The sequence below is a fragment of the Acinetobacter proteolyticus genome (assembly GCF_000367945.1).
Classification (GTDB): Bacteria; Pseudomonadota; Gammaproteobacteria; order Pseudomonadales; family Moraxellaceae; genus Acinetobacter; species Acinetobacter proteolyticus.
Map to the genome: position 1 here is coordinate 430,105 of NZ_KB849179.1, position 26,481 is coordinate 456,585.

22 protein-coding genes and 1 pseudogene are annotated in these 26,481 nt (G+C 41.6%); 10 read left to right on the plus strand and 13 right to left on the minus strand.

The window, feature by feature from the left end:
* Positions 1–54: 54 nt before the first annotated feature.
* The 3 genes from cysE to dnaE are packed head-to-tail and all read right to left on the minus strand — an operon-like array spanning position 55 to position 5,276.
* Positions 55–867: a serine O-acetyltransferase gene (gene cysE, locus F993_RS14745; protein ID WP_004653040.1), complete on the minus strand. Its 813-nt coding sequence runs from the start codon at positions 865–867 to the stop codon at positions 55–57.
* Positions 860–1,699, minus strand: a complete 840-nt coding sequence (locus F993_RS14740; protein ID WP_004653042.1) for an RNA methyltransferase — start codon at positions 1,697–1,699, stop codon at positions 860–862. The genes cysE and F993_RS14740 overlap by 8 nt, the downstream gene beginning before the upstream one ends.
* Before the next feature lie 13 nt (positions 1,700–1,712).
* Positions 1,713–5,276, minus strand: a complete 3,564-nt coding sequence (dnaE, locus tag F993_RS14735) for a DNA polymerase III subunit alpha (protein WP_004653043.1) — start codon at positions 5,274–5,276, stop codon at positions 1,713–1,715.
* A gap of 215 nt (positions 5,277–5,491) precedes the next feature.
* On the opposite strand from dnaE, the gene F993_RS14730 reads away from it, so the two are divergent.
* Together F993_RS14730 and F993_RS19850 are read left to right on the plus strand one after the other, a co-directional pair.
* Positions 5,492–6,394 carry an SEL1-like repeat protein gene (locus tag F993_RS14730; protein WP_004653044.1) on the plus strand — a complete coding sequence of 301 codons (903 nt, stop codon included), beginning with the start codon at positions 5,492–5,494 and terminating at the stop codon, positions 6,392–6,394.
* A gap of 365 nt (positions 6,395–6,759) precedes the next feature.
* Positions 6,760–7,374 (plus strand): DUF4189 domain-containing protein, encoded by a 615-nt coding sequence (locus tag F993_RS19850; protein WP_004653045.1) that lies wholly within the window; start codon positions 6,760–6,762, stop codon positions 7,372–7,374.
* 174 nt (positions 7,375–7,548) lie between these two features.
* Here F993_RS19850 and F993_RS14725 read toward each other — a convergent pair whose 3' ends face one another.
* Positions 7,549–8,979, minus strand: a complete 1,431-nt coding sequence (locus F993_RS14725; RefSeq protein ID WP_004653047.1) for a pyridoxal phosphate-dependent aminotransferase — start codon at positions 8,977–8,979, stop codon at positions 7,549–7,551.
* Between the two features lie 240 nt (positions 8,980–9,219).
* Between F993_RS14725 and msrB the strand changes: the two genes are divergently transcribed.
* From msrB to F993_RS14705, 4 genes are all read left to right on the plus strand, one after another.
* A complete protein-coding gene (msrB, locus tag F993_RS14720) occupies positions 9,220–9,639 on the plus strand; it encodes a peptide-methionine (R)-S-oxide reductase MsrB (protein ID WP_004653048.1) in 420 nt (139 codons plus the stop codon).
* Entirely contained in the window at positions 9,636–10,124 is a 489-nt protein-coding gene (locus F993_RS14715; protein WP_004653049.1) for a glutathione peroxidase, read from the plus strand. Before msrB ends, F993_RS14715 begins: the two co-directional genes overlap by 4 nt.
* A 28-nt stretch (positions 10,125–10,152) precedes the next feature.
* On the plus strand, positions 10,153–10,998 hold the full coding sequence (locus F993_RS14710) for an AraC family transcriptional regulator (RefSeq protein WP_212749789.1): 846 nt from the start codon (positions 10,153–10,155) through the stop codon (positions 10,996–10,998).
* Positions 10,999–11,070: 72 nt separating this feature from the next.
* Positions 11,071–11,694, plus strand: coding sequence for a LysE family translocator (locus F993_RS14705; RefSeq protein ID WP_004653051.1), 624 nt, complete (start codon positions 11,071–11,073; stop codon positions 11,692–11,694).
* Positions 11,695–11,732: 38 nt separating this feature from the next.
* On the opposite strand, the gene F993_RS14700 is transcribed toward F993_RS14705, so the two are convergent.
* The 3 genes from F993_RS14700 to F993_RS14690 form a co-directional block, all read right to left on the minus strand.
* Complete coding sequence (locus F993_RS14700; protein ID WP_004653052.1) at positions 11,733–14,885, minus strand: efflux RND transporter permease subunit; 3,153 nt, start codon at positions 14,883–14,885, stop codon at positions 11,733–11,735.
* Between the two features lies 1 nt (position 14,886).
* On the minus strand, positions 14,887–16,077 hold the full coding sequence (locus F993_RS14695; RefSeq protein ID WP_004653054.1) for an efflux RND transporter periplasmic adaptor subunit: 1,191 nt from the start codon (positions 16,075–16,077) through the stop codon (positions 14,887–14,889).
* A gap of 184 nt (positions 16,078–16,261) precedes the next feature.
* Positions 16,262–16,714: an Lrp/AsnC family transcriptional regulator gene (locus tag F993_RS14690; RefSeq protein ID WP_004653055.1), complete on the minus strand. Its 453-nt coding sequence runs from the start codon at positions 16,712–16,714 to the stop codon at positions 16,262–16,264.
* Positions 16,715–16,863: 149 nt separating this feature from the next.
* Here F993_RS14690 and F993_RS14685 point away from each other — a divergent pair, with 149 nt between their 5' ends.
* Complete coding sequence (locus F993_RS14685; RefSeq protein WP_004653056.1) at positions 16,864–17,481, plus strand: LysE family translocator; 618 nt, start codon at positions 16,864–16,866, stop codon at positions 17,479–17,481.
* Positions 17,482–17,535: 54 nt separating this feature from the next.
* On the opposite strand, the gene dapC is transcribed toward F993_RS14685, so the two are convergent.
* From dapC to F993_RS14665, 4 genes are all read right to left on the minus strand, one after another.
* Entirely contained in the window at positions 17,536–18,705 is a 1,170-nt protein-coding gene (dapC, locus tag F993_RS14680; protein WP_004653057.1) for a succinyldiaminopimelate transaminase, read from the minus strand.
* Positions 18,706–18,730: 25 nt separating this feature from the next.
* On the minus strand, positions 18,731–21,394 hold the full coding sequence (gene glnD / locus F993_RS14675; protein WP_004653058.1) for a [protein-PII] uridylyltransferase: 2,664 nt from the start codon (positions 21,392–21,394) through the stop codon (positions 18,731–18,733).
* Between the two features lie 70 nt (positions 21,395–21,464).
* Positions 21,465–22,682 (minus strand): formate-dependent phosphoribosylglycinamide formyltransferase, encoded by a 1,218-nt coding sequence (purT, locus tag F993_RS14670; protein ID WP_171066027.1) that lies wholly within the window; start codon positions 22,680–22,682, stop codon positions 21,465–21,467.
* Positions 22,683–22,802: 120 nt separating this feature from the next.
* Positions 22,803–23,192 (minus strand): tautomerase family protein, encoded by a 390-nt coding sequence (locus tag F993_RS14665; RefSeq protein ID WP_004653060.1) that lies wholly within the window; start codon positions 23,190–23,192, stop codon positions 22,803–22,805.
* A 187-nt stretch (positions 23,193–23,379) separates the two neighbouring features.
* Between F993_RS14665 and F993_RS14660 the strand changes: the two genes are divergently transcribed.
* On the plus strand, positions 23,380–23,844 hold the full coding sequence (locus F993_RS14660) for a hypothetical protein (RefSeq protein ID WP_004653061.1): 465 nt from the start codon (positions 23,380–23,382) through the stop codon (positions 23,842–23,844).
* 63 nt (positions 23,845–23,907) lie between these two features.
* Here F993_RS14660 and F993_RS14655 read toward each other — a convergent pair whose 3' ends face one another.
* Both F993_RS14655 and F993_RS14650 read right to left on the minus strand, forming a co-directional pair.
* Complete coding sequence (locus F993_RS14655; RefSeq protein ID WP_004653062.1) at positions 23,908–24,225, minus strand: hypothetical protein; 318 nt, start codon at positions 24,223–24,225, stop codon at positions 23,908–23,910.
* A 202-nt stretch (positions 24,226–24,427) separates the two neighbouring features.
* Positions 24,428–25,132 (minus strand): Crp/Fnr family transcriptional regulator, encoded by a 705-nt coding sequence (locus F993_RS14650; protein WP_004653063.1) that lies wholly within the window; start codon positions 25,130–25,132, stop codon positions 24,428–24,430.
* A 106-nt stretch (positions 25,133–25,238) separates the two neighbouring features.
* On the opposite strand from F993_RS14650, the gene F993_RS14645 reads away from it, so the two are divergent.
* Together F993_RS14645 and F993_RS20375 are read left to right on the plus strand one after the other, a co-directional pair.
* Positions 25,239–25,772 carry an Mpo1 family 2-hydroxy fatty acid dioxygenase gene (locus F993_RS14645; protein WP_004653065.1) on the plus strand — a complete coding sequence of 178 codons (534 nt, stop codon included), beginning with the start codon at positions 25,239–25,241 and terminating at the stop codon, positions 25,770–25,772.
* A 136-nt stretch (positions 25,773–25,908) separates the two neighbouring features.
* A pseudogene (locus F993_RS20375) lies at positions 25,909–26,479 on the plus strand (hypothetical protein).
* Positions 26,480–26,481: the final 2 nt, after the last annotated feature.

The window sequence follows — 26,481 nt, forward strand, 5'->3', positions numbered from 1 at the left end:
GAAAAGCAAAACCAACTTGCAATGAGAAGCTTGTTACATTTCTTATATATTTGACTATGTTGCTGAAGTTTTGTTCTGTGCTTCGCACTCACGTCTAACTTCTTCAATAATTTTAAGTTCTTCTTTACTCAAAGGTTGATTTTTTGAGCTCTGCGGTTTAAAACTTGGATCAAGTTCAGACAATCGCTGGCATAGAACATTCATTTGCTTTTCATTTTTCTGCATGCGATCTAACAAAACACGCATACCTTCCAAAATTGGATCGGACTGGTCTTGGGTCGTCGCATAAGGTTGGAAACCAATGCTTTCGGCATAGTCACGGCGGCTGGCTTCATCTTGTTCAATTTGATTCTTGTCTTTGAAAATATAACGGGCAGGGTTGCCGACAGCGGTTACACCTTCTGGAACCTCTTTGGTGACGACGGCATTTGAACCAACCTTAGCGCCTTTATGGACTGTAAAAGGGCCTAAGATTTTTGCACCAGCACCCACGACGACACCATCCTCGAGAGTTGGGTGGCGTTTGCCTTTATTCCATGTCGTTCCACCTAAGGTCACGCCATGATACAACGTGACATCATCACCGATTTCAGCAGTTTCACCAATTACCACACCCATGCCGTGGTCGATAAAAAAGCGTTTGCCAATTTTTGCACCAGGATGGATTTCGATTCCAGTGACAAAACGGCTAAATGAAGAGAGCAGACGTGCACTGCCTTTATATTCTTTTTTCCAGAGTTCATGCGCCATACGATGCATGATCAGGGCATGAATCCCAGGATAAGTGGTGAGGACTTCGAGCGTATTTCGGGCCGCGGGATCACGCGCAAATACAGCTTCGATATCTTCTTTCAGCTGTTTAATCATGACTATGATCCTCCGGATTTGTTTTTTTCCATGAACCTTTGGCAAGTGCCTGTACGCGACTGAAAATGCCACGCAATAAATGGTACTCCATACGATCTAATTGTATCCTTCCAAACAGACGACGCAAGCGTAATGGCAGTAAACGGGGATTATTTGGATCGAGAAACTCGATTTCTGTCAGCATTTTCTCCAGATGCGGATAGAACTCTTCCATTTGCTGTTGCGTGACTAAAGGCTCATCCCACTCCATGCTTTGTTGTTGTTTGAGTTGCATGTGATCGTTTGGTATTTCTGTCACTGAAGTATTTTGTTCCAATGCAGCCATTCTGAGCTCATAACAGACCACTTGAATGGCTTGGGCAACGTTCAAAACACCATATTCAGGATTCACTGGAATGGTTAAGTGGTAATTGGCTAAAGCCAATTCTTCATTGGTGAGGCCACGATCTTCACGACCAAATACAATTGCAATATGCTGCGCTTTGGTTGCAGCTTGCAGTGCTTCCTGTGCAGCTGGACGAACATCCAGTAATGGCCATGGGATGGTGCGGCTACGGGCACTGGTTCCAAAAACGAGATGGCAGTCTTGAATGGCTTGTTCTAAGGTCTCAACAATCTCAATCTGATCAATTAAATCTTGTGCGCCTGCTGCCAAAGCATCAATATCCGGATGCGGATAGGTTTTCGGTGCAACCAAGACCAATTTTGATAAACCCATGGTTTTCATTGCGCGTAAGGCGCTACCAATATTAGCTGGCAGGGTGGTATTGACCATAACAATACGCACATGATCCAAATGTTTGGACACGCTATTTGAGTCAAACAGGTTCATATATTATCCAAAATTAAGAATATTGAGAGACATCGGCTTGGTAAAGATCAAGCGCTTCATCCATAGACATATTGTCCGGTGGCGGTGCAATTGTCGCGACTTTCGGTGCTTCAGCGACTTTGGCTGCTTTTGATTTCACTTGGTATTCGATGAAGATCGATTCTTTACCAAAATAATCACGGAGCTTACCAAGCAGTTCATCCATCGGAGCCACTTTCCATTGTGGGCCGAGATGGAGTTCCGCATTGGCAAAGCTTTGTTCAAGCAGGATTTGTAAGCCAATATGTTGGCACATATCGACATTACAATAAGGCAAGAGAATGTTTTGCAAATCTTTGGCTAGGGATTTGGTCATGAGGTCTTGCTGCAGGCGGACCTGAATACTTTGTGCGCGCTTCTGGCGAATTTCATTTAAGTTAAACGCTTTGCTGAGACGCGCCATTGGGCGGTCAAAGCCTTCACGCTCATAAATTTCACCCTCAATCACCACAACTTGTTCTAGACGAACAATATCCTTATAGCGCTGGAAACGTTCATGATTGCAGCTGATCTCAACACGGGCCGTACCATCATCCAATGTAATCATGATGCGATTCGGGAAGTTTGCAATATCCACAACCAAACCTGCAAAAACAGTAGTGACACCTCGACGGGTTGGGGTGAGTTCATTCAGTTTTGCAGGAATAAACGACTTTAATTCAGGACGATATACATCAATTGGATGGCCTGTGAGGTACAAGCCAAGCGTATCTTTTTCACCTTTTAAGCGAACTTCATCTGACCACGGTTTGACAGGCTTGGCGGGTTTACGCTGAACTTCTTCAACTTCACCAAACAAATCCATAATCCCTGTTTCACGGTTACTGCGTGCTTGTTCAGCCGCCTGTACTGCTTCAGGTAACTGTGCCATCAGGCTAGAGCGTTCAATCCCCAGACAATCCAATGCACCTGCACGGATCAGGGCTTCTAAAGTTCGTTTATTGATTTTTTTCAGATCAATCCGATGGCAGAAGTCAAATAAATCTTTATATGGGCCTTCATTGATACGCGAATCGATCACCGATTGCATCGCTTGTTCACCGACACCTTTGATTGCGCCTAGACCATACACAATAGTTGCTTCATCGCTGGCATGGAAATGATACAAAGACATATTCACGGAAGGTGGCAATACTTCGAGTTTGTTATTACGACAGTCATCAATCAAGAAGACGATGCTGTCGGTATTCTGCATTTCCGAGGATAAAACAGCCGCCATAAACTCAGCAGGATAATGTGCTTTTAACCAAGCGGTATGGTAGGCAACTAGGGCATAGGCAGCAGCATGGGATTTGTTAAAACCATAGCCAGCGAACTTTTCCATATAGTCGAAGATATGGTTGGCAGTTGCTTCATCAATATCTTTTTTAGCAGCACCTTCAATAAAGATTTGGCGCTGTTTGACCATTTCTTCAGGTTTCTTTTTACCCATGGCACGACGAAGTAAATCCGCACCACCAAGGGTATAACCGGCACAGAATTGAGCAGCCTGCATCACCTGTTCCTGATAAACCATAATTCCGTATGTTGGTTCTAATACGCCTTCAAGCAATGGATGCAGATATTCAAATTCACCACCATGCATACGGTGAATAAAGTCTGGAATTAGATCCATCGGGCCGGGACGATACAAGGAAACGAAGGCAATAATTTCTTCGAACTTGCTTGGTCTCGCTTCCTTCAACATCTTTTTCATGCCGACGGATTCAAACTGAAACACCGCTGTGGTGTTTGCTTCCGCAAAGACTAAATAGGCATCTTTATCGTCAAGTGGGACGTTGGAGATATTCAGTGGAATTTCAGATTTGATCCGTTTGTTAATATTTTGAATCGCATCTTCAATGACGGTTAAGTTGCGTAAGCCCAAGAAGTCGAACTTGACCAGACCAGCGGCTTCAACATCATCTTTATCGTATTGCGCAACGCGGTTGGTACCATCGGCATCACAGAGTACTGCGGAATAATCCGTAATTTTCCCTGGTGCAATGACCACACCACCCGCATGTTTCCCTGTATTACGGGTAATTCCCTCGAGTTTGAGTGCCATTTCCCAGATTTCAGCCGCGTCATCATTGTCAGGGTTCGACGGGTTGGTGACGATATCTTTAAGCTGAGGCTCCATGTCAATCGCTGTGACCAAATCGACACCCAGCGGTTTAGTTGGAATCATTTTGGAAATACGATCAGCAAGACCATAAGACTTACCTAAGACCCGTGCCACATCTCGAATCGCACCTTTTGCCGCCATGGTACCGAAGGTGGCGATCTGTGATACCGCTTGGCGGCCATAGTTCTGTGCCACATATTCAATCACACGGTCACGACCAGCAATACAGAAATCGACGTCGAAGTCGGGCATCGAAACACGTTCTGGGTTTAAGAAACGTTCAAATAGTAGATCATAACGTAGAGGGTCAAGGTCGGTAATTTTTAAACTATAAGCGACCAGTGAACCTGCACCTGAACCACGTCCTGGACCGACAGGCACCCCATTGTTTTTTGCCCATTGAATAAAGTCCATGACGATCAGGAAGTAACCGGGGAATCCCATCTTGAGGATAATATCGACTTCGTATTTAATCCGCTCATCATAAGGTTTACGAATTTCGGCCCAATCCTCATCACGTTCTTCAATCGGATAAAGATGGTTTAAACGTTCTTCTAAGCCTGTACGAGATAAATGCTCGAAATAAGTGTCGATGGTATAGCCATCAGGAATCGGGAAGTCAGGTAAGAAATAGGTGCCGAGTTTTAAGGCAACATTACAGCGTTTTGCAATTTGATAAGTATTTTCAATCGCGCTTGGAATGTCTGAGAACAGCTCAGACATTTGCTTACCCGTTTTAAAATATTGTTCATTACTGTAATTTTTGGGGCGTTTATCATCACCTAAGACATAACCATCAGCAATACATACTCGTGCTTCATGGGCTTCAAAATCGTCTTGTTCAACAAAGTGGACATCGTTATGTGCGACTACACCAATTTGATATTTGGCAGCAAGTTTTACTGCTTGTTGGATAAAATCCTCTTCGCCCGTACGCTCGGTGCGTGTTAAGGCCAAATAGATACGGTTTCCAAACTTCTCAATCCATGCTTCCAATAAGGGCTCAGCTTTTTGTGGATTGGAAGAGCAGAGCATTTTACCGACATCGCTATGCTGTCCAAGCAAAACAATCAGATCATCCGATTGCTCAAGTACCCATTCTTTTTGTACACAGGGGATACTGAGTTGTTGTCCCTCGATAAAGCCACGTGACACGATTTCAGTCAGATTTAACCAACCTTTGCTACTCATTGCCAATAAGGTTGCACGGTGTTCTGCATCGTTGAGTCGAATCACGCTACCTAATATAGGTTTAATGCCTTTTTTTAAGCATGCCTCATAAAATTTGACTGCAGCATGCAGGTTGGATAAGTCAGTGAGTGCTAATGCAGGCATCTCATCTTTTATGGCAGCCTTGACCAAATCAGGTATGCGAACAATCGATTCTGTGATCGAAAATTCTGTGTGGATACCGAGATGAACAAACCGCATAGAAGGACTATCCTTTTTCAAAGCAACGCATAGTTTAGCATGCAAACGGAAAATGACATGCCTAATATTTTGGCAAACCGTGTTTTTGCTTTGTTATTTTTATAAAATATTAAAAATTAGTTTTTGATTTTAATGTGAATATAAAAATTAGTTTACATAAAGTGTTTTCCCGTTAGAATGTAATCGCATAAAAATGTAGCAATGTGAGCCAAATAATGAAATTAAAAAATATCGTACTTTCAATATTATTAACCAGTAGTTTATTTAGCATTAGCCATGCAGACGATGTGCCGTATAGCCCAGAATTGGTACAACAAGCTAAAAATGGTGATGCGATTGCTCAGAATAATTTAGGTGATGCTTATTATTATGGCCTTGAAGTTGAACAGGATTTTGGTAAGGCATTGGAGTGGTTTAAGAAGTCTGCGGCGAAGGGCAATGCAGATGCAATTTTCTCTGTCGGCTATATGTATAACTATGGTGAAGGCACTGAGGAAGATAACCCAACCGCTTTAAAATGGTATACCCAAGCAGCGCAGAAAGGGCAGTTAAGAGCGCAGTATTATCTTGGTTATATGTACCTGAATGGAGATGACGGTGTTAAAGCCAATACCAAGAAAGGCTTGGAATGGTTGACTAAATCAGCTGATGCTGGTCTTGATCTGGCACAAGTTGAGCTTGGTCATCTTTACAAAGAGGGGGATGAAGAAAAAGGCGTTGCCCAGGATCTGAATAAGGCAGTGCATTATTATCAATTGGCTGTTAAGCAAGATGAGCCTGGAGCGATGAATAATCTCGGTATTTTCTATCTGGAAGGAAATAGTGTGATTAAGCAGGATTATAAAGAAGCGATGCGTCTATTTACTTTGGCTTCCAAAGCGGATGAAGCTTTAGGTTCAAATAATATTGCTTATATGTATGAAGAAGGCAAAGGCGTCGCGAAGAATTATAAAAAAGCGGCAGAATTTTATGAGTTGGCTTTTTCACAAGATGAGATAGATGCGTTGCTGGATTTATCTCGTTTATATGAAAAAGGTGGATTTGGTTTGACTAAAAACTTAAAGAAAGCAAAAGAGTACGAAGATTTATGGGATACTTATCAATCAACTGAAGATTGAAAATAATCTAAATCATAAATATTTTTTATAAAACCATTTTAATTTAAAAATTAGAATGGTTTTTTATTTTTTCGGTAAAAGTTCTTATCTTACCATTTATCTGAATAGGACATTATTTTATTCTTTTTATGTCAATTGTAGTTTGAGATTTAGTGTGGTTAATATTTTTTGTGTGATAAATTGTTGATTACTAATATTTTTGGAAATAAGAAATCTTTTTATTTAATATTGATTTTAAAAAATGGTAATTAATATTGTTATAATGTTGAACATTAGTTTTAAATCTTAATTTAAAGCATGCTATCAAGATTTAATTTGCACAATATAAATGGAATTTAGCTCTGTGTGTTGATGGGGAGATTCAGATGATAGGTAAAGTTTTTAATCTTTTTATAGTATCTCTTTCATTTGGGTGTACTGGTATCATTTATGCTCAAACTCCACATGTCTGTGGTGCAGGGCCTGGGCCTAATGAGGTACAGGCTGGCATGCATCCGGGAGGAGCAGGTGTTGCACCAACACCTCTTTGCTATTGGGTAAATGGAGCAACAGGTAATATGGATGAACCTCGTATGCCTATTGATGAAGAATCTTATCGATTGGGTAAAGAAATAATGAAACAAAATTCATTAACGACTCAGCCGAGAGGTTATTGGAAGAAAACTTGGGGAGCTATTGCAGAAGATCGCAAGAAAGGGATATTGGGCTACTCTACTGGAATTACTTCACTAAGACATGCTAAAAAAATTGCTCGGGAAGATTGTAGGCAAAAAGGAGGAAGTTGTGGCAGTATGATGTTTGCTTACCTTGATGAATGTGCAGTGGTTGTAGCAGGTAATAATCAAAAGAATATTATGGAGAGCGCCAGCGATATTGATTTTGCATTCAATACAGCACTGAATAAATGTAAGGCAGGAGCTACCGATTGTAGAATTTATTATTCAAATTGTACAAAACCGAAATTTATTGAGTCCAAATAAGATATTAACTTGGATAATATTTATATGTATTTTAAAAAATCAAAGGATTATAAAAAGTGGTGTGAAATCTATATGATTTTAGTTTTTTGAAAATTATAGATATTAATAAATGAGGTTTAACAGCTATAAAGTTGGTAAACCTCATATTTTGATATTTTTAATATCTAATATGAATTAACGCATTTTTGCCAAGAAACGGCCTAAACGGTTAATGGCTTCACGAAGTTCATTTTCAGCAGGCAAGAACACCACGCGGAAATGATCTGGCGTTGGCCAGTTAAAACCTGTCCCTTGGACCAACAGTACTTTCTCTGCTTTTAGCAAATCCAACATCAGTTTTTCATCATCTTCAATTGGGTAAACTGTTGGATCAAGTTTAGGGAAGCAGTACATTGCGCCATCTGGTTTTACGCAACTTAGACCTGGGATTTCATTCAGCATTTCCCACGCAATATTGCGCTGTTCGTATAAACGCCCACCTGGACGAATCAAGTCATTAATCGACTGATAACCGCCTAAAGCGGTTTGAATCGCATATTGCGCTTGATGATTGGCACATAGACGCATTGAAGCCAACATATCCAAACCTTCAATATAATCTGCCGCACGTGCTTTGTTGCCTGTAATTGCCATCCAACCCGCGCGATAACCTGCAATGCGATACGCTTTTGACAAACCATTGAATGAAATACACAGTTGATCGCCAGCCAAAGCTGCAACTGCCACATGCTCAATCCCGTCATAAACGATTTTGTCGTAGATTTCATCGGCAAATAAAATCAAGTCATGTTTCTTCGCTAGTGCAACAATTTGCTCCAACACATGGCGTGGATAGACTGAACCCGTCGGGTTGTTCGGATTGATAATCACAATACCACGGGTATTTGGTGTGATTTTGCTTTCCATATCCGCAATGTCGGGATACCAATAGTTTTCAGAATCACATTTATAGTGAACTGCAGTACCCCCTGAAAGATTCACTGCCGCTGTCCATAGTGGATAGTCAGGCATAGGCACTAGCATTTCATCGCCGTCATCAAGCAGACCTTGCATCGCCATCACGATCAGTTCAGAAACACCATTACCGACATACACATCATTGACATGCATATCAAAGATACCTTTCTGCTGGTAATACTGGCAGATGGCCTTACGTGCAGGGAAAATCCCTTTTGAATCGGTATAGCCAATTGCATTCGGAAGGTTTAATGCAACATCATTAATAATTTCTTGAGGTGCTTCAAAGCCAAAAGGTGCAGGGTTGCCGATATTCAGCTTGATGATCTTATGTCCTTGCTCCTCCATTTCATTGGCGGCGCGTAATACTGGTCCACGGATGTCGTAACAAACATGCTCAAGCTTAGATGATTTTTTAATTTCTCGGCTTGAAGGGGTAGACTGAGGAACAACAGTATTTTTTGACATAGCTGGATTCACTTTTGCATATCGGTATAAATAACTTTTAAAGGTTTCAACGCTTACCAAATTCAGATCGTGTTGATCTCTCAGCAATTCAACAATTTTTTCATGGGTAAAACCTGATTGTTGGTATTGTCTGATGGTTGGTAATAGATTTTGAAAAACCACACTTTTTTTCTGAGACATTGTTTGTCCTATACAACCGTGCGAAATCAGCATAACACTAAATTTGCTCACGAAGAAGACAATATTGTTAAAAATTGCTTACTTTGAATTTTTAATTTGCTTTCTTTTTGCTATTTAAAATTAAAGTGTTTAAATTTCACTAAATTATACGATCTGAGACTAGAGTTTTTTTTTTGAATGGCGTAAATATAAAACCTGATCATTAAGATAGTTCTAACATCAGAATAAAAGGTGCAGGTTATGGGAAAAGTGAATAAAACAGACCGAGAATGGCAAAGAGAATTATCACCTGAAGAATATCGCATCACTCGTCAAAAGGGCACAGAACCAGCATTCACCGGACAATATTGGAATAATAAACAACACGGGACTTATGTCTGTCGGTGTTGTGGTGCAGAATTATTTTCTTCAGAAACAAAATATGACAGTGGTTGCGGTTGGCCGAGCTTTTTTCGACCAATTGACAGTGTTGCAATCGAAGAACATGAAGATTTGTCGCATGGTATGGTCAGAACAGAAATTGTCTGCCATGATTGCGATGCACATTTGGGCCATGTGTTTGAGGATGGTCCACAGCCGACAGGACTGCGTTATTGCGTGAATTCGGCATCATTACAACTTAAAACAGAAGAAAAGAACGACGAGGAAACGTATCCATGAGTAACATTTATCAGTTTGAAGCTGAATTGTTAGAGGGAGAAACAAAAGCGCTCGCTGATTATAAAGGCAAGGTCATGCTAATTGTAAATACTGCAAGCAAGTGTGGCTTTACTCCCCAGTTTGCTGGATTAGAAAAACTTTATGAAAAATATAACGCTCAGGGACTTGAGGTATTAGGTTTTCCTTGCAATCAATTTGGAGGGCAAGATCCAGGAACCAATAAAGAAATTGGTGCATATTGCCAGCGCAATTATGGGGTCAGTTTTCCCATGTTTGCCAAGGTGGATGTAAAAGGGCCAGAAGCACATGTGATTTTTCGTTATTTAACGCGTGAAGCGAAGGGGCTTTTGGGTAGCCGTAATATCAAATGGAATTTCACTAAGTTCTTAGTCGGCCGTAATGGTGAGGTTTTGGAGCGTTATGCGCCGACCACCAAGCCTGAAGCTTTGGAAGCTGATATCGAAAAAGCATTGGCGAAGAAATAAATGAACAACGTTTTTGGTTGAGGTTTGAATTCTTTTGGACTCAACTGTTGAATTCTGGAGTGATCCAGACATGCCCTATGTCGAAACGCGTAGGGCATGTCAAAGTCGGATCTGCTATAAATCGCATAGTCACCCCACATTTTCGATTGGTGCAGTCGATGCGGGACAAAGTCATTTTTCCAGTTTTTTTGCTCCAATTCAATTGATTGAAGCGGGCTGTCTAGTAGTTATTCCTGCGTATGTAGAACATTCCTGTAATCCGCTGCCAAATCAGGCGTGGAGTTACCAGATGATGCATCTTGACGCGGCATGGATGACGGTATTGATTGAGGAACTTCAACATTATACTGATCTAAAAGTTGATTTTGATACGCCATACTTACCTAAATTAAAACCCCAAATTATAAATCAGTGGAGTGTTTATCAGGCATTTTCAGGCTTAAATGCCGTTTTGTTTGATCCGAAAATTTCACTCTTGCAAAAAGAACATGATTTAATTCAGGTTTTGACTCATATTTTACTACCCAATTTTAACTGGGAAAAAATCGAACCCTCTCGTTATTTTCAGCAGTATTTGCCTGATTTACTTGAATGTCTCGAGGGTAATATTGAGGGATTGTCACTGCAGCATCTTTCCGAAAAGATGCAACTTAGCCGTTATGCATTAATTCGGTTGTTTAAACATTGCTTTGGATTAACCCCACATGCCTATCAATTGAATGATAAGGTGAATCAAGCCCGTCAACGTCTGAGAAAAAGATGTGATTTAGCGCAATTGGCATACGAACTGGATTTTACTGATCAAAGCCATTTTCATCGCGTTTTTAAGCAACATACCGGCATAACGCCTAAGCAATATTATAAAAAATCTTAGCCCACGCAATTTTATACAAGAATTAAGCCCTATAGCTTTTTAAGCTGACTCCGATTCATCTGGAGAGTAGGTATGGAGCTGTTTCTGAGCATTGCGATCACGCATTTTATTGCGTTACTGACACCCGGCGCAGATTTCTTTTTAATTTTAAAAACCTTGATGCAGAGTCAGAAAAGGGCTGCAAGATTTACCTGTGCAGGTATTGCATTGGGTAATGCCATCATATTGATCAGCATTTATTTGAGTTTGTTTATCATCGGTCAGGTGAACACCGAATTATTCATTCTCATGAAGTGGTTGGGTGTTGTTTATTTCGCTTATCTGGCATTTCAATGTTTCCGTTTGGCTCAATCAGCACAAAGAGTTAATCAACTTGCTGAACAACGCATTGATCAACCGCAAAAACATGCTTATTTGAAGGCTTTTCTATCCGGGCTGTTTTCCAGTTTATTCAACCCGAAGAATCTGATGTTTTATAGCGTATTGGTGATCTTGATTTATCCTCAATATAGCTTTGTTCAAAATGCATTATTGTGTTTTTGGATGGTGGGTTTGGTGTTGATCTGGAACCTCGCCATTGTTCAATTGATCGGTTCGAGTATTTATCTGTCATGGTTAAATCGGCATCTGCGGCATTTATATTATTTAGCTGGATTCAGTTTTCTGCTATTTATGCTGGTACTGATCATATATTGAATAAAAAGACGGTCATTTGACCGTCTTTTTATTCAAGCTTATTGAGTGGGTTTAACCGTTTGGACTTCGGTTTTTCTAAAGCTGTGTATCTTGCGATTGATATCATCGATAAAGGTATATACCACAGGAATCACCAATAACGATAAGAAGGTACTGGTAATCAAGCCACCAATGACTGAAATTGCCATTGGTGCACGGAAGCTTGGATCGGTACCAATCCCAAGTGCAATTGGTAACATCCCAGCGCCCATGGCCAGTGTGGTCATGATAATTGGACGTGCACGCTTATGACAGGCATCGAGGAGGGCATTGAAACGAGAATAATGTTTTTCATTCCTTGCAATGATGGCGTAATCGACCAATAGAATCGAGTTCTTACTGGCAATCCCCATCAGCATAATCAGACCAATCAAACTTGGCATTGAGAAACTACTTTTCGCTAACAGCAGCATCACAAATGCACCGCCTAGAGATAAAGGTAAAGCCACCAGAATGGTAATTGGCTGTAAGAAATCTTTAAATAGCAAGACTAGCACCACATAGATACACAGTACTCCCGTCAACATCGCTAGGCCAAAACTAGCAAACAGTTCCTGCATCACCTCAGCATCACCAATATTGGTGCGTTTCACCGTAGGTGGTAAATTCTTCATGGTTGGTAGTTGATCAACTTTGGCAGCAATATCTCCCAACGGTTGATTATTCAATTCAATATTAAAGTTGATATTACGCAAACGGTTGAAGCGGTCAATTTGTGAAGGACCACTTTCGATATTGACATCAGCAATAGTACCGAGCATCACCGGACCTCGACTCCCTTTCACCATCAAGCGTTTCATGAGCTCCTGATCTTGACGGGCAGCCAGTGGTAGTTTAATCACAACAGGCACTTGGCGTTGAGACAGATTGAGTTTTGCCAAGTTTTGATCGAAGTCACCCGCAGTCGCGATGCGTAAGGTTTCTGCAATATCATAGGTGGTCACGCCTAAATCCGCTGCTTTGGCAAAGTCTGGACGAATCACCAACTCTGGACGAATCAAAGCCGCACTGGAGGTGATACTACCGACATTTGGAATAGTACGTAATTCGCGTTCAAGGCTGCGTGCAGTTGCCATTAAGGCCTCTGGATCATCACCTGATAAGGCCAGTTGGTACTGGCTATTATTACCAGCCAAACCGACTTGAATACGTGCACCTGGAAGTGGGGCAAGGCGTTGGCGTAGTTGATCTTCAATATCTTGTAGGCTAGCACTGCGATCAGAACGTTCCGTAGTTTGAATCGTGAGCGTGGCTTTACGCGGTTCACTTGATGCGCCACCTGCAAAAGGATCTGTTCCCGCAGCACCACCACCAATGGTGGTATAGATGCTTTTAATCTCGGGGTGATCTTTAATCAGTGTACGTGCATATTCGGCAGTCTTAAGCGTATCTGCAAACTGTGAACCAGGAGTGAGTTCCAAACGAACCTGAGTTTGTCCTGTATCGGGTGGTGGGACAAAACCTGTAGGGAGCAATGGAATTAGCATGACTGAACAGATAAAGAAGGCAATTGCACCAGCTAAAGTGATCCAGCGATGATTGAGACACCATGTCACCAAACGCATATAGCCACGCATGACTTTGCCATCTTTGGCGCGGTCTTTGGCAAGACTGCTACTACCTTGATCATTTAATGCTTGGGCGGTTGTAGATTCATCCTGTGGTTCGACCTTGCCTATCCACGGTTTTAGGATATAGGCGGACATCATTGGGGTGAGTAAACGCGCAACAAGCAGTGAGGCAAAGATCGCAAGAGCCGCCGTCCAACCAAACTGAACGAAAAATTTACCTGCAATACCGCTCATAAAAGCAGTAGGTAAGAATACGGCAATCAATGTAAACGTGGTGGCAATCACGGCTAGACCAATTTCATCGGCTGCTTCCATGGCCGCCTCATAGGGCGTTTTACCCATGCGCAAATGCCGGATGATATTTTCAATCTCGACAATCGCATCATCGACCAAAATACCGACCACTAGGGACATGGCCAATAGCGTGACCGTATTGAGGGTAAAACCAAAAAAATACATGCCAATTAAAGCAGGCAAAATCGATAATGGCAGGGCAGTTGCAGCAATGATGGTGGCACGCCAGTCACGTAAGAACAACCACACCACCAAGATGGCTAATATTGCACCTTCATACAATAGTGACATCGAGCCTTCATAGTTATCCTGAACAGGTTTTACAAAGTTAAAGGCTTCAGTAATTTTGATATCGGGATGTGCAGCCTTGAGTTTATCTAATGCAACCACAACCCCTTTTTCTACATCAACCTCACTAGCGCCTTTACTTCTCGTGATTTCAAAGCCAATCACAGGCTGACCATTCAATAAGGCCGCAGAGCGCCGTTCAGCCATACCATCACGAATGGTGGCGACTTGATCAAGACGAATATGTCGACCATCACTCAGCGCAATATCCATTGCACCAATCTCAGCAGCCGTTTTTACTGTCGCAATGGTACGGATGGATTGTTCGCTGCCACCGATTTTGGTTTGACCGCCTGAGGCGTCTTGCTGAATCAATCGCAGTTGACGGGTAATATCAGTTGCAGTTGCATTCAGCGCCAACAGTTTCTCGGGATCGAGTTCGACTTCAACTTGGCGAGTGACACCACCAACACGAGCAACCGCACCAACACCTTTGACCTGTAACATCGCGCGGGCAATATCATAGTCCACGAACCATGACAGTGCTTCTTCATCCATTTTTGGCGATTGGATGGTATAAGTCAGGATTGGAGAACCTGAAAGATTGATCTTACTGACAATCGGGTCTCTCAGATCGGCAGGGAGATCAGAACGAACCTGTGATACCGCATTGCGCACATCATCGACTGCTTCTTGTAATGGTTTTTCCAGTTGAAATTCCGCAGTTACGGTCACCACACCATCTTGAATGTTGGTGTACTGATTCCTCAAACCTTGCAGAGTTGCAATCGAGTTTTCAATCTTACGTGCGACTTCGGTTTCAAGCTGTGGTGGTGCAGCACCTGGTAGTGCCGCTGTGACAGTGACCATGGGTAGTTCAATATCAGGGAACTGCTGGATTTTCATCCATTTAAAACAGAGCAATCCTGCCAAACCCAGCATAATAAATAACAGAATGCCGGGAATTGGATTACGGATCGACCAAGCGGAGAAATTCATATCATTTCTCCTGTGTGGTCACGAGCTGTTTGCTCAGTGGTGTTTCAGGAATTTCTTTGGCAATTGTGACCAGATCACCATCTGCTAAGAAACCCGTACCTGAGGAAACTACTTTCACGTTTGCAGCTAAATCTAAAAGTTCAACACGATCTCCAAGACGACGTCCAAGCGTTACTTTTTGCTGAGAAACACGATTGTTTTCACCCACAATAAAGACATAGGAGAAACCGTCACGTAACAAAAGTGCTGTTTGTGGAACAGTGAGTGCAAGTTTCTCGCCTAAATCAAATTCACCTTTGACGAACATGCCCATCCGTACAGCTTGTGTGGTTGGAATATCGACATAGACCAAGCCATAACGGGTTTGTGGATCAATCACAGGTGCGATCATTCTAACTTTACCTGTCACAGCAGGTTGCGCAGGGTCTGGTGAAACGATATGTGCTGTCATCCCTTGTTTAAGCTTGTACAAATCTGATGTGGTGACTTCAGCACGCCATTCTAGACGATGGTCTCGAATCAGGCGGAACAGCTCTTGTCCTGTTTGTGCAAGAGAACCAACTGTTGCTGTACGAGCTGAAATCACGCCATTGTCAGGCGAAACCACTTGAGTCTGCGCCAAGCGTAATTGGTTGCTTTCGATTTGTGCTTTCGCTGCATCTAGACGAGCTTGAGCTGTCGCTTGTGAGGTTTGATACTGAGTAGACTCTTGTGCTGAAATTGCACCTGTATTTTTCAGTTGCTGGATACGTTTATTGTTGGTAATCGCATCTGCCAGTACTGCTTGAGCTTCTGCATAACTGGCTTTGGCTGCTGCGAGATCTGCACGGATGGTTTCGCTATTAATTTCAGCCAAGACCTGACCACGACGTACTTCATCACCGACATTGACATTGACACGGGTGAGACGTTGGCCTGAGAGTTCGCTGCCAATCACCACTTCTTGCCATGCCGCAATGTTGCCATTGGCAGTAAAGGTTTGTTTCCAGTTTTGCTGTTGCGGCGAAACCACAGTCACGGTCAGCGCTGTTTTTTGTGCAGTTGCATCGGTACTTTTTTGCTTTTTAGTCTCTGTTGTTTTTTGAGCAGTTCCAGTCCGCCAGATTCCGATTGCAGCAATTAAAAGCACAGCAATGATTGCTAAAATGAGCCAACCCTTTTTCTTTATTTTCTTGGGAGTTTGAGAAGTCATCTTTCCATAGTCATCAAGTTTTGATGGCTAAGTATAGACGAAGATTTCAACAGTTGGTCAATAGCCCACAGACAGATAAAAAAATTAATAAAGTCGCTTATGTTTATTACTTTTTAGCTTAATAAAAGTGTGAATTGCTTCAATTCCGCACATTTTATTTTTGCCCAAACGGTGAACTACGGCTTTAGAGTGGCAGTAAGCGATTGGAGACCACATTTTTCATGACAATAGTTGAGGTCAAACGCTGGACATTGGGTAAAGCTGAGAGGCTGTCATCATAGAGTTTTTGGAAACTGGCCAAGTCTTTCGCAACAACATGCAGTAAATAATCTGGATTTCCAAATAAGCGTTGTGCCTGAATGACATTACCAATTTCAATGACTTTTTCTTCAAAGCTAGAAAGCGCTTTTTTATCTCCATCTTTTAAGGTGACAAAGATAATCGCCGAGAAATTAAGGCCAATTTTTGAGGCTTCTAGATCTGCATGGTAGCCCTTGATGACGCCACTTTCTTCTAATGCCTTAACACGACGGTGACAAGGTGACAGACTCAAACCAATTCTTTCTGCCAGTTCTGTGATAGATAATCGCCCATTTGCCTGAAGTTCAGCAATAATTTTCTTATCAATACGATCCATTTAGAAGAATCTCCCTTCAGGCTTTGAAGATATAGAAGTATTTGGAATAACATTTTCACCATTAAAGCATATCCTTTCACAACAATCTTCACCAAATGGTGAAAAATGCTATCAAAGATAGCCTTGTTGATGTGAGAAGGGCTTTGCTTATGGAACTTAGTGTGATTTTTGCATTTTGGTGCGTTTCGATTTTATTCGTATTAACGCCAGGTGCGGACTGGGCTTATGTCATTCTTGCGGGCATCAAAGGTAAATTTATACTGAATGCCGTCACTGGTTTGGTGTTTGGACACCTCATGGCGATTTTATGTGTCGCGGCAGGTGTGGGGGCATTGGTTCAGCATTATCCAATTTTGCTCACTGCGATGACGATCATAGGTGCCTGTTATTTGTTATGGATGGGGATCAATCTATTTATACATCCAGCAACGATTTCAACTGAGACAGATACCATGCAATCGCTTGATTCAGCAGGTTCGTGGTGGATTAAAGGGGTGGGGATTAGTGGTTTAAACCCCAAAGTCTTGCTGTTATTTTTTGCCTTATTGCCACCGTTTATTCATCCGCAAATGGCATTTTCGCCAACCGTACAGATAATTTTGCTGGGATTAATTCACTTGATCAGTTGTGCTGTGGTGTATATGTTTGTGGGACTTGCAGCCAAGAAATTGCTTAGAAGCAGACCACGTGCCGTAAAAGCAGTCAGTCGTATTTCGGGCGGATTGATGATGTTGATCGCAGCAATCTTATTTATTGGGCAAATTTAAAATTTAAGTCTTTTCATAAATAAAAAATCCCCGAATATTCGAGGATTTTTGTGTTTATAAGACGGCTTTCAGGCGTTTGACCACTTCTTCACATTGCGCCAAATCTGCAACCAAAGCCATTCTGACATGGCCTTCACCTGGATTACCTTGGGCAGTGTCACGAGACAGATATCGACCTGGTAAAACCTTGATATGCGCTTTTTCCATCAACATCTTGGCAAAAGTCTCATCATTGTCGACTTTTAACCAGTAATAAAAGCCCGCATCTGGTTTTTGTAAAGGCAATAAATGACCGAGTTCAGACTGGAATAAATCAAACTTAGCACGATACTGCTGACGGTTTTCTTCAACATGTGCTTCATCATTCCACGCTGCAATAGATGCCAATTGATTTTGTACTGGCATTGCAGCGCCGTGATAGGTACGGTATTGCAAATAAGGTTTTAATAAAGCGGCATCACCCGCAACAAAACCAGAACGCATGCCCGGTAAGTTTGAGCGTTTAGAAAGTGAATGGAACACGATACAATTTTTATAATCATCACGTCCCATTTCGGCACAAACTTCTAACAGACCGATTGGCGCTTGATCAAACCAAAGTTCCGAATAACATTCATCCGATGCAATCACGAAACCATATTGATCAGACAATGCGATCAGCTTTTTAAATTGTTCTTTAGATAGAACCGTTCCTGTTGGATTACCTGGCGTGCACACAAACAGTAATGCTGTTTTTTCCCAGACTTCCGCAGGGACTGCATCAAAGTCACCTAGGTAACCATTTTCTTCGGTACAGTTAATGAAATAGGGTTTTGCGCCTGCAAGTAGGGCTGCACCTTCATAAATCTGATAAAACGGATTTGGCATCACCACATACGGTGCATCTTCACGCTTAATCAAAGCTTGTACAAAAGAGAAAATACCTTCACGCGTACCAGAAACAGGCAGAATATGATCTTCTGCACTAATATGATTCAACTTGAAGCGATTGCTGAGCCATTGTGCAATACTTTGGCGCAATTCAGGCAGGCCTTTACTGTTCGGGTAGGTCGATAGATGGGCAAAATTATCAATAATCGCTTGTTTAACGAACTCTGGTGCAGGATGTTTAGGTTCACCAATTGATAAAGGAATCAACGGTAAATTGGCAGGTTGCACATCTTTAAAAAGTTGATTTAACTTTTCAAAAGGATAGGGATGCAATAACGACAAGCTAGAGTTCATTTAAACAGTTACCAAACAATAAAATTTAAGATGGATTACAAATTTGATTCGATGCTTCATCTAAAGCGGACTTTAAACTTTCCGCAAAAGTTTTCACTTCTTCATCGGTGAGCAAGACACCATTTTTCTTGGTGACGAAGAAAATATCTTCAGCACGTTCGCCCAGCGTGGCAATTCTTGCAGAATGGATATCTAAACCTTGCAACATGAATAAACCACCAATCCGCGCCAATAGACCTGGATGATCAAGAGTTGAGATTTCAACCATGTGTTGCTGTAACGTCGGGTTTAAGACAATATCTACAGTATTTTGCACATCAAAATGACGTAAATGGCGTGGGATACGGCGTTGCATGATACCCGGATATTGATCCGAATGGCTCAATGCATCAACCAAAGCGGCTTTCACTTTGCGCTCGCGATCTGGATCAGTCAACAATGTACCAAAACGATCAAGAACCAGATAAGTGTCTAAGCTGAATGAAGTTGAGGCGGTGATAATACGCGCGTCTTGAACATCCAGATTCATACGATCTAGTACCGCAACCGTGGTGGCAAACAAGTTTGGTTGATCACGGGTATAGATAAAGATCTGAACTGCATCATCGGCGGCATTACGATGCGCCCGTAATAAAACCAACGGTTCTGGATTATCGCCGTGTTGTAAAATTGCTTGGGTATGCCAAGCAATTTCATTGGCTGATTCTTTTACAAAGTATTCATCGCCCAGCTCTTGCCAGACTTTTTCTACTTCAGCCAGAGAGAAGTCATTGACCAACAGTTCGCTGGCAGCAAATTTGGTATCTTCAATCAGCATTTGATAGTCAACTGGACGGCCTAAGCCTGAGCGAATCACATCACGTGCATAGGTATATAGCTGACGCATCAAGGACGCACGCCATGTATTCCACAGCTTAGGATTGGTTGCGTTAATATCTGCGACTGTCAGGGTATAGAGATAATCGAGATGCTCCATATCACCGACTTTTTCAGCAAAGTCTTTAACTTCATCGGGGTCAGAAATATCTTTTTTCTGTGCAGTAAGGGACATCAATAAGTGATTGTTAATCAGCCATGCCACCAACTTACATTCACGCTCGGTAAAACCATGCGTGCGGCAGAATTCAATCGCATCCAGTGCGCCAAGCTCACTATGATCACCGCCACGACCTTTGGCAATATCATGGAAAATTGCAGCCATATACACGATGTCATGACGGGCAATACGTTGGAATACAGAGCTGACCACAGGGAATTCTTTAGCAAATTCAGGTTCTTTAAAGCGACTTAAATTACGCAGTAATAATAGGGTGTGTGCATCGACGGTATAAATATGGAATAGGTCATATTGCATCAAGCCTGTAATCTGTCCAAAAGCAGGAATGTAATTGCCCAATACGCCATAACGCTTCATCGCTACCATCGTGTCATATAAATGCGGTGAGCGAATGATCGACATAAATAGTGCTTGATGTTCTGGATTGTCGCGGAAACGCTGATCAATCCGTTTTGCAGCAAGCACCAGCAGGCGCAAGGTACGGGCACGAATACCTGTAATTTCAGGACGATTTGCCAATAAGTAGAATAACTCTAAGATGGCAATCGGTTCTTCTGAAAATACTTTGTGATGTTGAACAGCCAATTTCCCATCGACAATTTTAAAACGTTCATTAATCTCAATAATGTGGCGTTCATAATCAGGTAGACGTGGGGTAATCACTGATTCATTGAAATAGGCGAGTAGCATTTCATTCAGCGTTGAAACTTGCTGTGCGGTACGATAGTAGCGCTTCATAAACTGTTCAACAGCAAAATTAACAGGCTGACCTTCTTCACGCACATAGCCAAATTTTGCTGCGATATCACGTTGATATTCAAATAATAAACGGTTTTCATCGCGTTTGGCTAAACGGTGTAAATGGGTGCGGATTTCCCATAAAAAGCTTTCGGCTTCTTCCAGTACACCCAGTTCAAATTCAGTGATAAAACCCAAATGCACCAGATCATAAATACGATTGACACGGAAGTGACGTTTGGCAATCCAGCCGATCTGATTGATATCCCGAATACCCCCTGGGGCATTTTTAATATCGGGTTCTAAATTGCTCTCGGTATTGTTGTGTTGTGCATAGCGTTTGGCTTGTTCTGCCATTTTAGCATCATAGAAGGTTTGATCTGTCCATGTTTGCGCAACGATACGGCGTGGCCATTTTGCCAGCTGCTGATTGCCTGTTATGAGACGCGCTTCAATCAAGGTAGTCGCAACAGTTAAGTCATTAATGGCTTGTTCGACACAGTTTTGAATGGTGCGGACGCTGATCCCGGGTTTGAAATTACCGACATCCCATAAAGATGAAATAAAGGTCGAGATCAATTTTTCTTGTTCTTCACTGATTTCATCCTCAGACAAAATCATGATATCAGTATCTGAATAGGGCAGCATTTCATGGCGACCATAACCACCTACTGCAAATAAGCCCAATTCTGTTTGATCTAAACCTGCATGATTCCAAAGAAAGATCAGGGCTTCATCAATCGAGTCTGAACGCGCTCCAATCACTTCACGAATAGGTTGACCATTTTCATAGCTCTCCTGTAATTGCTTTTCTACATCCGTACGCCATTGGTTGATGGCTTGAATATCATGAAGACTGGTGACGTAGTTCAACAAAGGAGAGGTCTTGATCATAAAGCTGGATCTTCTATCAAAGCCCCTCTAAAAAGAGGGGAAGTTGTGATGATAATAACCTAAGGTCATCTTAAGCGTTGGTTTGTACACTCACTTGGTCTGCGGCTTGCTGTGCCAATTCACGTGCAAGATCAGTTGTTTCAGCACGGGCAGTCGCAACGCCCATACGGCGACGTTTAAAGCCCTCAGGTTTGCCAAATAGACGTAAGTCTGTGTTTGGATTTGCTAAAGCAAGATTCAAGCCAGTGAAACTCAAGTTTTTAGCATCAACACCCGCATAAATCACTGCACTTGCAGCCACACTATGACGTGCTGTATTGACAGGTAGACCGAGAATTGCACGGGCATGTAATTCAAATTCACTCTGGAATTGCGAAGCTAAAGTGACTAGACCTGTATCATGAGGGCGAGGTGAAACTTCACTAAACCAAACTTTATCGCCTTTAATAAACAGCTCTACACCGAAGATACCACAACCGCCTAAAGCAACAGTGACTTTATTGGCAATGCGTTTTGCTTCTTCCAGTGCAGCAGGTGTCATTGGTTGTGGCTGCCAGCTTTCCACATAGTCACCTGCATCTTGACGGTGACCAATCGGATCACAGAAATGGGTTTCGATTTCGCCTGTTTCTGGATTTTTTGCACGAACAGTAAGAAGGGTGATTTCAAAATCAAAGTCGATTTGTGATTCAATAATCACGGTGCCTTGATTGACTCGGCCGCCTTGCATTGCATAATCCCAAGCGGCATCCACTTCATCAAAACTCTTCACACGAGATTGACCTTTACCTGAAGAAGACATCACAGGTTTTACAAAGTTTGGATAACCAATGTCATCACAGGCAGCGCGGAAGCTGTCTAAGGTATTGGCAAAGCGATAAGCAGAGGTTGGTAGGCCGAGTTCTTCAGCAGCTAAACGACGAATGCCTTCACGGTTCATGGTGAGGTTGACTGCTTTTGCAGATGGAATCACCGTTGCAGTTTGGCTTTGTTCAATTTCAACCAAAACTTCTGTGGCAATGGCTTCAATTTCAGGAACAATTAAATTTGGTTTGATCTTTTCAATCAGTTGTTTTAATTCGGCTGGATCAGCCATATTCAGGGTATAGGCATAATGAGCCACTTGCATGGCAGGCGCATGATTATAACGATCTGCAGCATGAACTTCGACACCTAAGCGTTGTAAAGAAATCACAACTTCTTTACCTAGCTCCCCAGAACCTAACAGTAAAACCTTAAATGCAGAAGATTGAAGTGGAGTTCCTAGAGTGACGCTCATGTGAATAATCCTATCCTGAGTAGTTTGCGTTTAAGCATAGCAGAACTTTTTACTGAATTAAGCTTATCAGACACAAAAAACATGGTTTTTGTTAGACAGAAAGTAGCACTTGAAAGCTCATTTGCCTGCTTAGACATTGACTTGATAATTCAGTTGTAATTCATCTGCATGTTGACCACGGATACCCCAATTGCATTTCGGTGTTTCAAAAATTGTGATTTCAATATCTTGTGTTGAAATCCCACATTGTTGCTGAATATAAGTGAAAATACTTTGAATCAAACGTTTTTTTGCTTCATTGCTTCTGCCTTCAAACATCGAAATTTCGATAATTAGATAATGCTGGCTACGATCATTGGGATAGATAAAGTCTTCTTCCGTTAGCGCAATAAAACGCTGAAATTTCTTTTCGATAGGATAGTTCAAACTTTCAACTAGCGCTTGATGGATGGCATGAGAAAGTTGATTCCTAAACTGCTCGATGGTGGTTTGTAAGGCATAAATCTTGATTTGTGACATTGTGGATGTCTTCCTTCTTGAAGTTTTAGTTTCTTATAGATGGACAAGTCTGAGATTATGCTGAACAAAAGCATAAAATCAACTACTTAGAATAAAAGGTATTCTGCTGGGTAAATAAGTAACAAGCATTGAGAATTATTCCCAAATTGACTAGCATAATGTCCACATGTTTCATCGGCGATTTGCTATGTCTAATCTAAACCCTCGTGTAGCTGCAATCCTGTTATGCAGTGCTTTTTTATTGGCTGCTTGTGGAAATTCAGGCAATGAACCAAAAGAAAAGGTCGAAATCAAACCTGCGCCGAAACTCAATAATGATGCCACCACCTATGCCAAAGCGGCATGGAAGCTGATCAATGACATCGATCCGATTGTTTATCATAAACAAGTGACTGAGATTGAAGAAAAAGTCAGAAAACCATTGCGTCAGCTCAGTACCGATTGGCGTATCAATGTCAAAATGACTGATTCAGTGACGGAAGGGAAATATGCCTTGTGCCGTAAAGCCCTCACCAGTTTGGATACATGGGCACGTGATGTAAAGGATAATGCGAATGCATCGACTCAGAAACAGGCAGATTATGAACGTGATAAAGCGCAATGCAAGGATGCAATTGATAATCCTGCGTTAGGCAATACTTCACCTAAATAAGCGATGCAAATAAAAAAGCGAGATCAATGATCTCGCTTTTTTATGGTTAAAGTCATCAAACGGCTATGAGGTTTTTACCGTCTTTGCTGCTTCCTGTTTGGCTTTGCTTGCTGTGGTGCTGGCTACTTTTTTAGTATCTGTTGCGGCTTTCATTGTGTCGTGTTTCGCTGTATCTTTCATTTTCGCCATGTCATGTTTTGCAGTATCGGTTGTCTTGGTTGCTTCTTTCTTGGTTTTTACCACACTTGTTGCAACACATTTACCGCCTTTGTGATTTGGTCCTGTACCACCCTGAATTTGAGTTCCTTTCGGGCAGGCAAATGCGCTAGCACTGAGTACGGTAAATAGGCCTGCTGTTAGAATCGTTGCAATTTTTCTCATGATTGTCATCTGCATCGGTTAAGCGATAGTGCTTAGATTTAATGTAGGCCTGTTGAATACAGGAAAGCAGACTGATTTTGTGAAATATTTTAGGGCATACGTAGTATTTTATAGTGAGAGTTTGTCTTTTAATTTATGTTTAAGCTTAAAAGCATATTGCAAAAAATGCTGTGCTTATGCAGTTAAAATACAAGAATGATGGTCACTCTTTCAAATAGCCCACCGTTGCCAATTTTCTGAGTCGCTCTAAATCCAGCACTTCGATTTTTTTAAAGCCTAATTGAATGACGCCTTGTTTCTCAAACTGGTTGAGCTCTTGATTTACCGTCTGTCTAGATACCGTCAACATATTGGCCAATTGGTCTTGTGAAATTTGAATACTAAAATCCTGAATAAATGAACGATTGCCATAACCTTCTAAAATAAACAGTAAGCGTTGAGCCAGGCGCTGAGTAATGCTTTGGGTTTGAATCGCAATTTGCTCTAAAAACACATAGCGTAGTTTTTGACTGGTCAGCAGGGCAAAGTAGTACCAGTAATACGGATTTTGGAGCAAGAAATCATTAAGTGGTTGTGCGGGTATTTGCAGCACCACACTTTTCTTCAATGCAATCGCATCATGTGAGCGGGGTTGCTGGTCGATGAGGGAAATTTCACCAAACCACATGATTGGTTCCGCAATTGCAGCAATCGCTTCATTGCCATTGACATCGATATAACCCAAGCTAATTGAACCTTCAAGTACCCCATAAACCCCATCAAAACGATCTTGTGCACTAAAAACGGCTGCATTTTTTTCGACGATATGCTTCTTGCCATGTTCAATAATAAAATTCTGAAAAGGTTCTGCCAGATGACTAAACCATGAATTTTGCTGCAAATGTTGAATATAAATGCGGTCTAACACGGTCGTTCCTTGTTTAAAAATAAATCCATTTGTCAGCTATATGACAACTTCGCTGCAATATTTCTTATAGATTAACAGCATAAACGAATTATATGAGGAATGAGAAATGACAAATTTGGAACGTCTACTCAGCCAGTACGCAGCTTATCACTTAGATCGAAATAATGTGGTGACCCATTTTGTGGGAATTCCCTTAATTGTTTTTTCTATTCTATGTTTAACTGCACGTGCTGGCGTAGAAATTTCGGGCTTTTCAATCACTTTAGCCATGTTGCTCATCGTTCTAAGCAGTATTTACTATATTTCATTGGATAAGTTATTTGGTCTTTTGATGCTGATTTTATTTGTCTTGGTATATCCATTGGCTGTGAAAATTGCATCTTTAGCAACGTGGAGCTGGCTAGGTGCGAGTATCGGTATTTTTGTGGTGGGTTGGGTATTTCAATTCGTGGGTCATTATTTTGAAAAGAAAAAACCAGCCTTTGTTGATGATGTGATTGGTCTCGCCATTGGGCCATTATTTGTATTAGCAGAGTTTATCTTCTTACTTGGTTTCCGGAAGCCCTTACATCAGCGCATTTTAAAAGAGGCACAAATGAAACGTGCTGAAATGGATATGAAGCCACAGACTGTGTCTTAAGTCGTCAGTTTGATGTAAAAGCCGATATCGTGATGATTCGGCTTTTTTTATTATCAGCATTTCTAATATATAAAAATAAATCTGTATTTGATATGCTGAGCTGTGTTGATTCTGGAATAGAGCATCTTAAAAGCCAATGACAGCAATTTATGAATATTGGTCATTACCTTCCAAATTAAGCATTAAATGTCCCGCATGTCAGGCCAAGGCGAATTTTGAATTTGCACGATTGGCAAAGATACATCTGAAAAAAGGATGTTGGCTACTTTCAATCTCATCCCGATTTTGAATACGCACGTTTTCAGGACTATTGCGGTAGTTATTGGCATGCTGCATTTTATTATCCAAATCTTTCTAGCGGAATTGAGCAGATTCAAGACTTGCCAGAAGGCTATGATTCAAAGGCTTGGAATACACGCTACTCAATTCAAAGTCAGGGTGGGGTAATATGTGAATCTTGTAGTTATCGGCAGAAACATGAATTGAACTGGCCGAATGATGCCTATTATGTGGTGATGTATCGGCAACAGGCCTTATGGGCGTTTCACCGTGAAGCCGCAATTGAGCTCTATCATTATTTGAGTGAAGCTTTGCGTGACCATAAAAAATATCGTTATTCATTCTTTTTATTGCATATTCCGACAATCTTCAAGCAGAAAAAAGCACGGCAGCATGTGACTCAGCAATTGCAAAAATTATTGAATTAATG

What these genes read in the sequence shown, in the direction of transcription:
- cysE (WP_004653040.1), bottom strand. Translation starts at nt 867, where the DNA reads ATGATTAAACAGCTGAAAGAAGATATCGAAGCTGTATTTGCGCGTGAT.
- F993_RS14740 (WP_004653042.1), bottom strand. Translation starts at nt 1,699, where the DNA reads ATGAACCTGTTTGACTCAAATAGCGTGTCCAAACATTTGGATCATGTG.
- dnaE (WP_004653043.1), bottom strand. Translation starts at nt 5,276, where the DNA reads ATGCGGTTTGTTCATCTCGGTATCCACACAGAATTTTCGATCACAGAA.
- F993_RS14730 (WP_004653044.1), top strand. Translation starts at nt 5,492, where the DNA reads ATGAAATTAAAAAATATCGTACTTTCAATATTATTAACCAGTAGTTTA.
- F993_RS19850 (WP_004653045.1), top strand. Translation starts at nt 6,760, where the DNA reads ATGATAGGTAAAGTTTTTAATCTTTTTATAGTATCTCTTTCATTTGGG.
- F993_RS14725 (WP_004653047.1), bottom strand. Translation starts at nt 8,979, where the DNA reads ATGTCTCAGAAAAAAAGTGTGGTTTTTCAAAATCTATTACCAACCATC.
- msrB (WP_004653048.1), top strand. Translation starts at nt 9,220, where the DNA reads ATGGGAAAAGTGAATAAAACAGACCGAGAATGGCAAAGAGAATTATCA.
- F993_RS14715 (WP_004653049.1), top strand. Translation starts at nt 9,636, where the DNA reads ATGAGTAACATTTATCAGTTTGAAGCTGAATTGTTAGAGGGAGAAACA.
- F993_RS14705 (WP_004653051.1), top strand. Translation starts at nt 11,071, where the DNA reads ATGGAGCTGTTTCTGAGCATTGCGATCACGCATTTTATTGCGTTACTG.
- F993_RS14700 (WP_004653052.1), bottom strand. Translation starts at nt 14,885, where the DNA reads ATGAATTTCTCCGCTTGGTCGATCCGTAATCCAATTCCCGGCATTCTG.
- F993_RS14695 (WP_004653054.1), bottom strand. Translation starts at nt 16,077, where the DNA reads ATGACTTCTCAAACTCCCAAGAAAATAAAGAAAAAGGGTTGGCTCATT.
- F993_RS14690 (WP_004653055.1), bottom strand. Translation starts at nt 16,714, where the DNA reads ATGGATCGTATTGATAAGAAAATTATTGCTGAACTTCAGGCAAATGGG.
- F993_RS14685 (WP_004653056.1), top strand. Translation starts at nt 16,864, where the DNA reads ATGGAACTTAGTGTGATTTTTGCATTTTGGTGCGTTTCGATTTTATTC.
- dapC (WP_004653057.1), bottom strand. Translation starts at nt 18,705, where the DNA reads ATGAACTCTAGCTTGTCGTTATTGCATCCCTATCCTTTTGAAAAGTTA.
- glnD (WP_004653058.1), bottom strand. Translation starts at nt 21,394, where the DNA reads ATGATCAAGACCTCTCCTTTGTTGAACTACGTCACCAGTCTTCATGAT.
- F993_RS14665 (WP_004653060.1), bottom strand. Translation starts at nt 23,192, where the DNA reads ATGTCACAAATCAAGATTTATGCCTTACAAACCACCATCGAGCAGTTT.
- F993_RS14660 (WP_004653061.1), top strand. Translation starts at nt 23,380, where the DNA reads ATGTCTAATCTAAACCCTCGTGTAGCTGCAATCCTGTTATGCAGTGCT.
- F993_RS14655 (WP_004653062.1), bottom strand. Translation starts at nt 24,225, where the DNA reads ATGAGAAAAATTGCAACGATTCTAACAGCAGGCCTATTTACCGTACTC.
- F993_RS14645 (WP_004653065.1), top strand. Translation starts at nt 25,239, where the DNA reads ATGACAAATTTGGAACGTCTACTCAGCCAGTACGCAGCTTATCACTTA.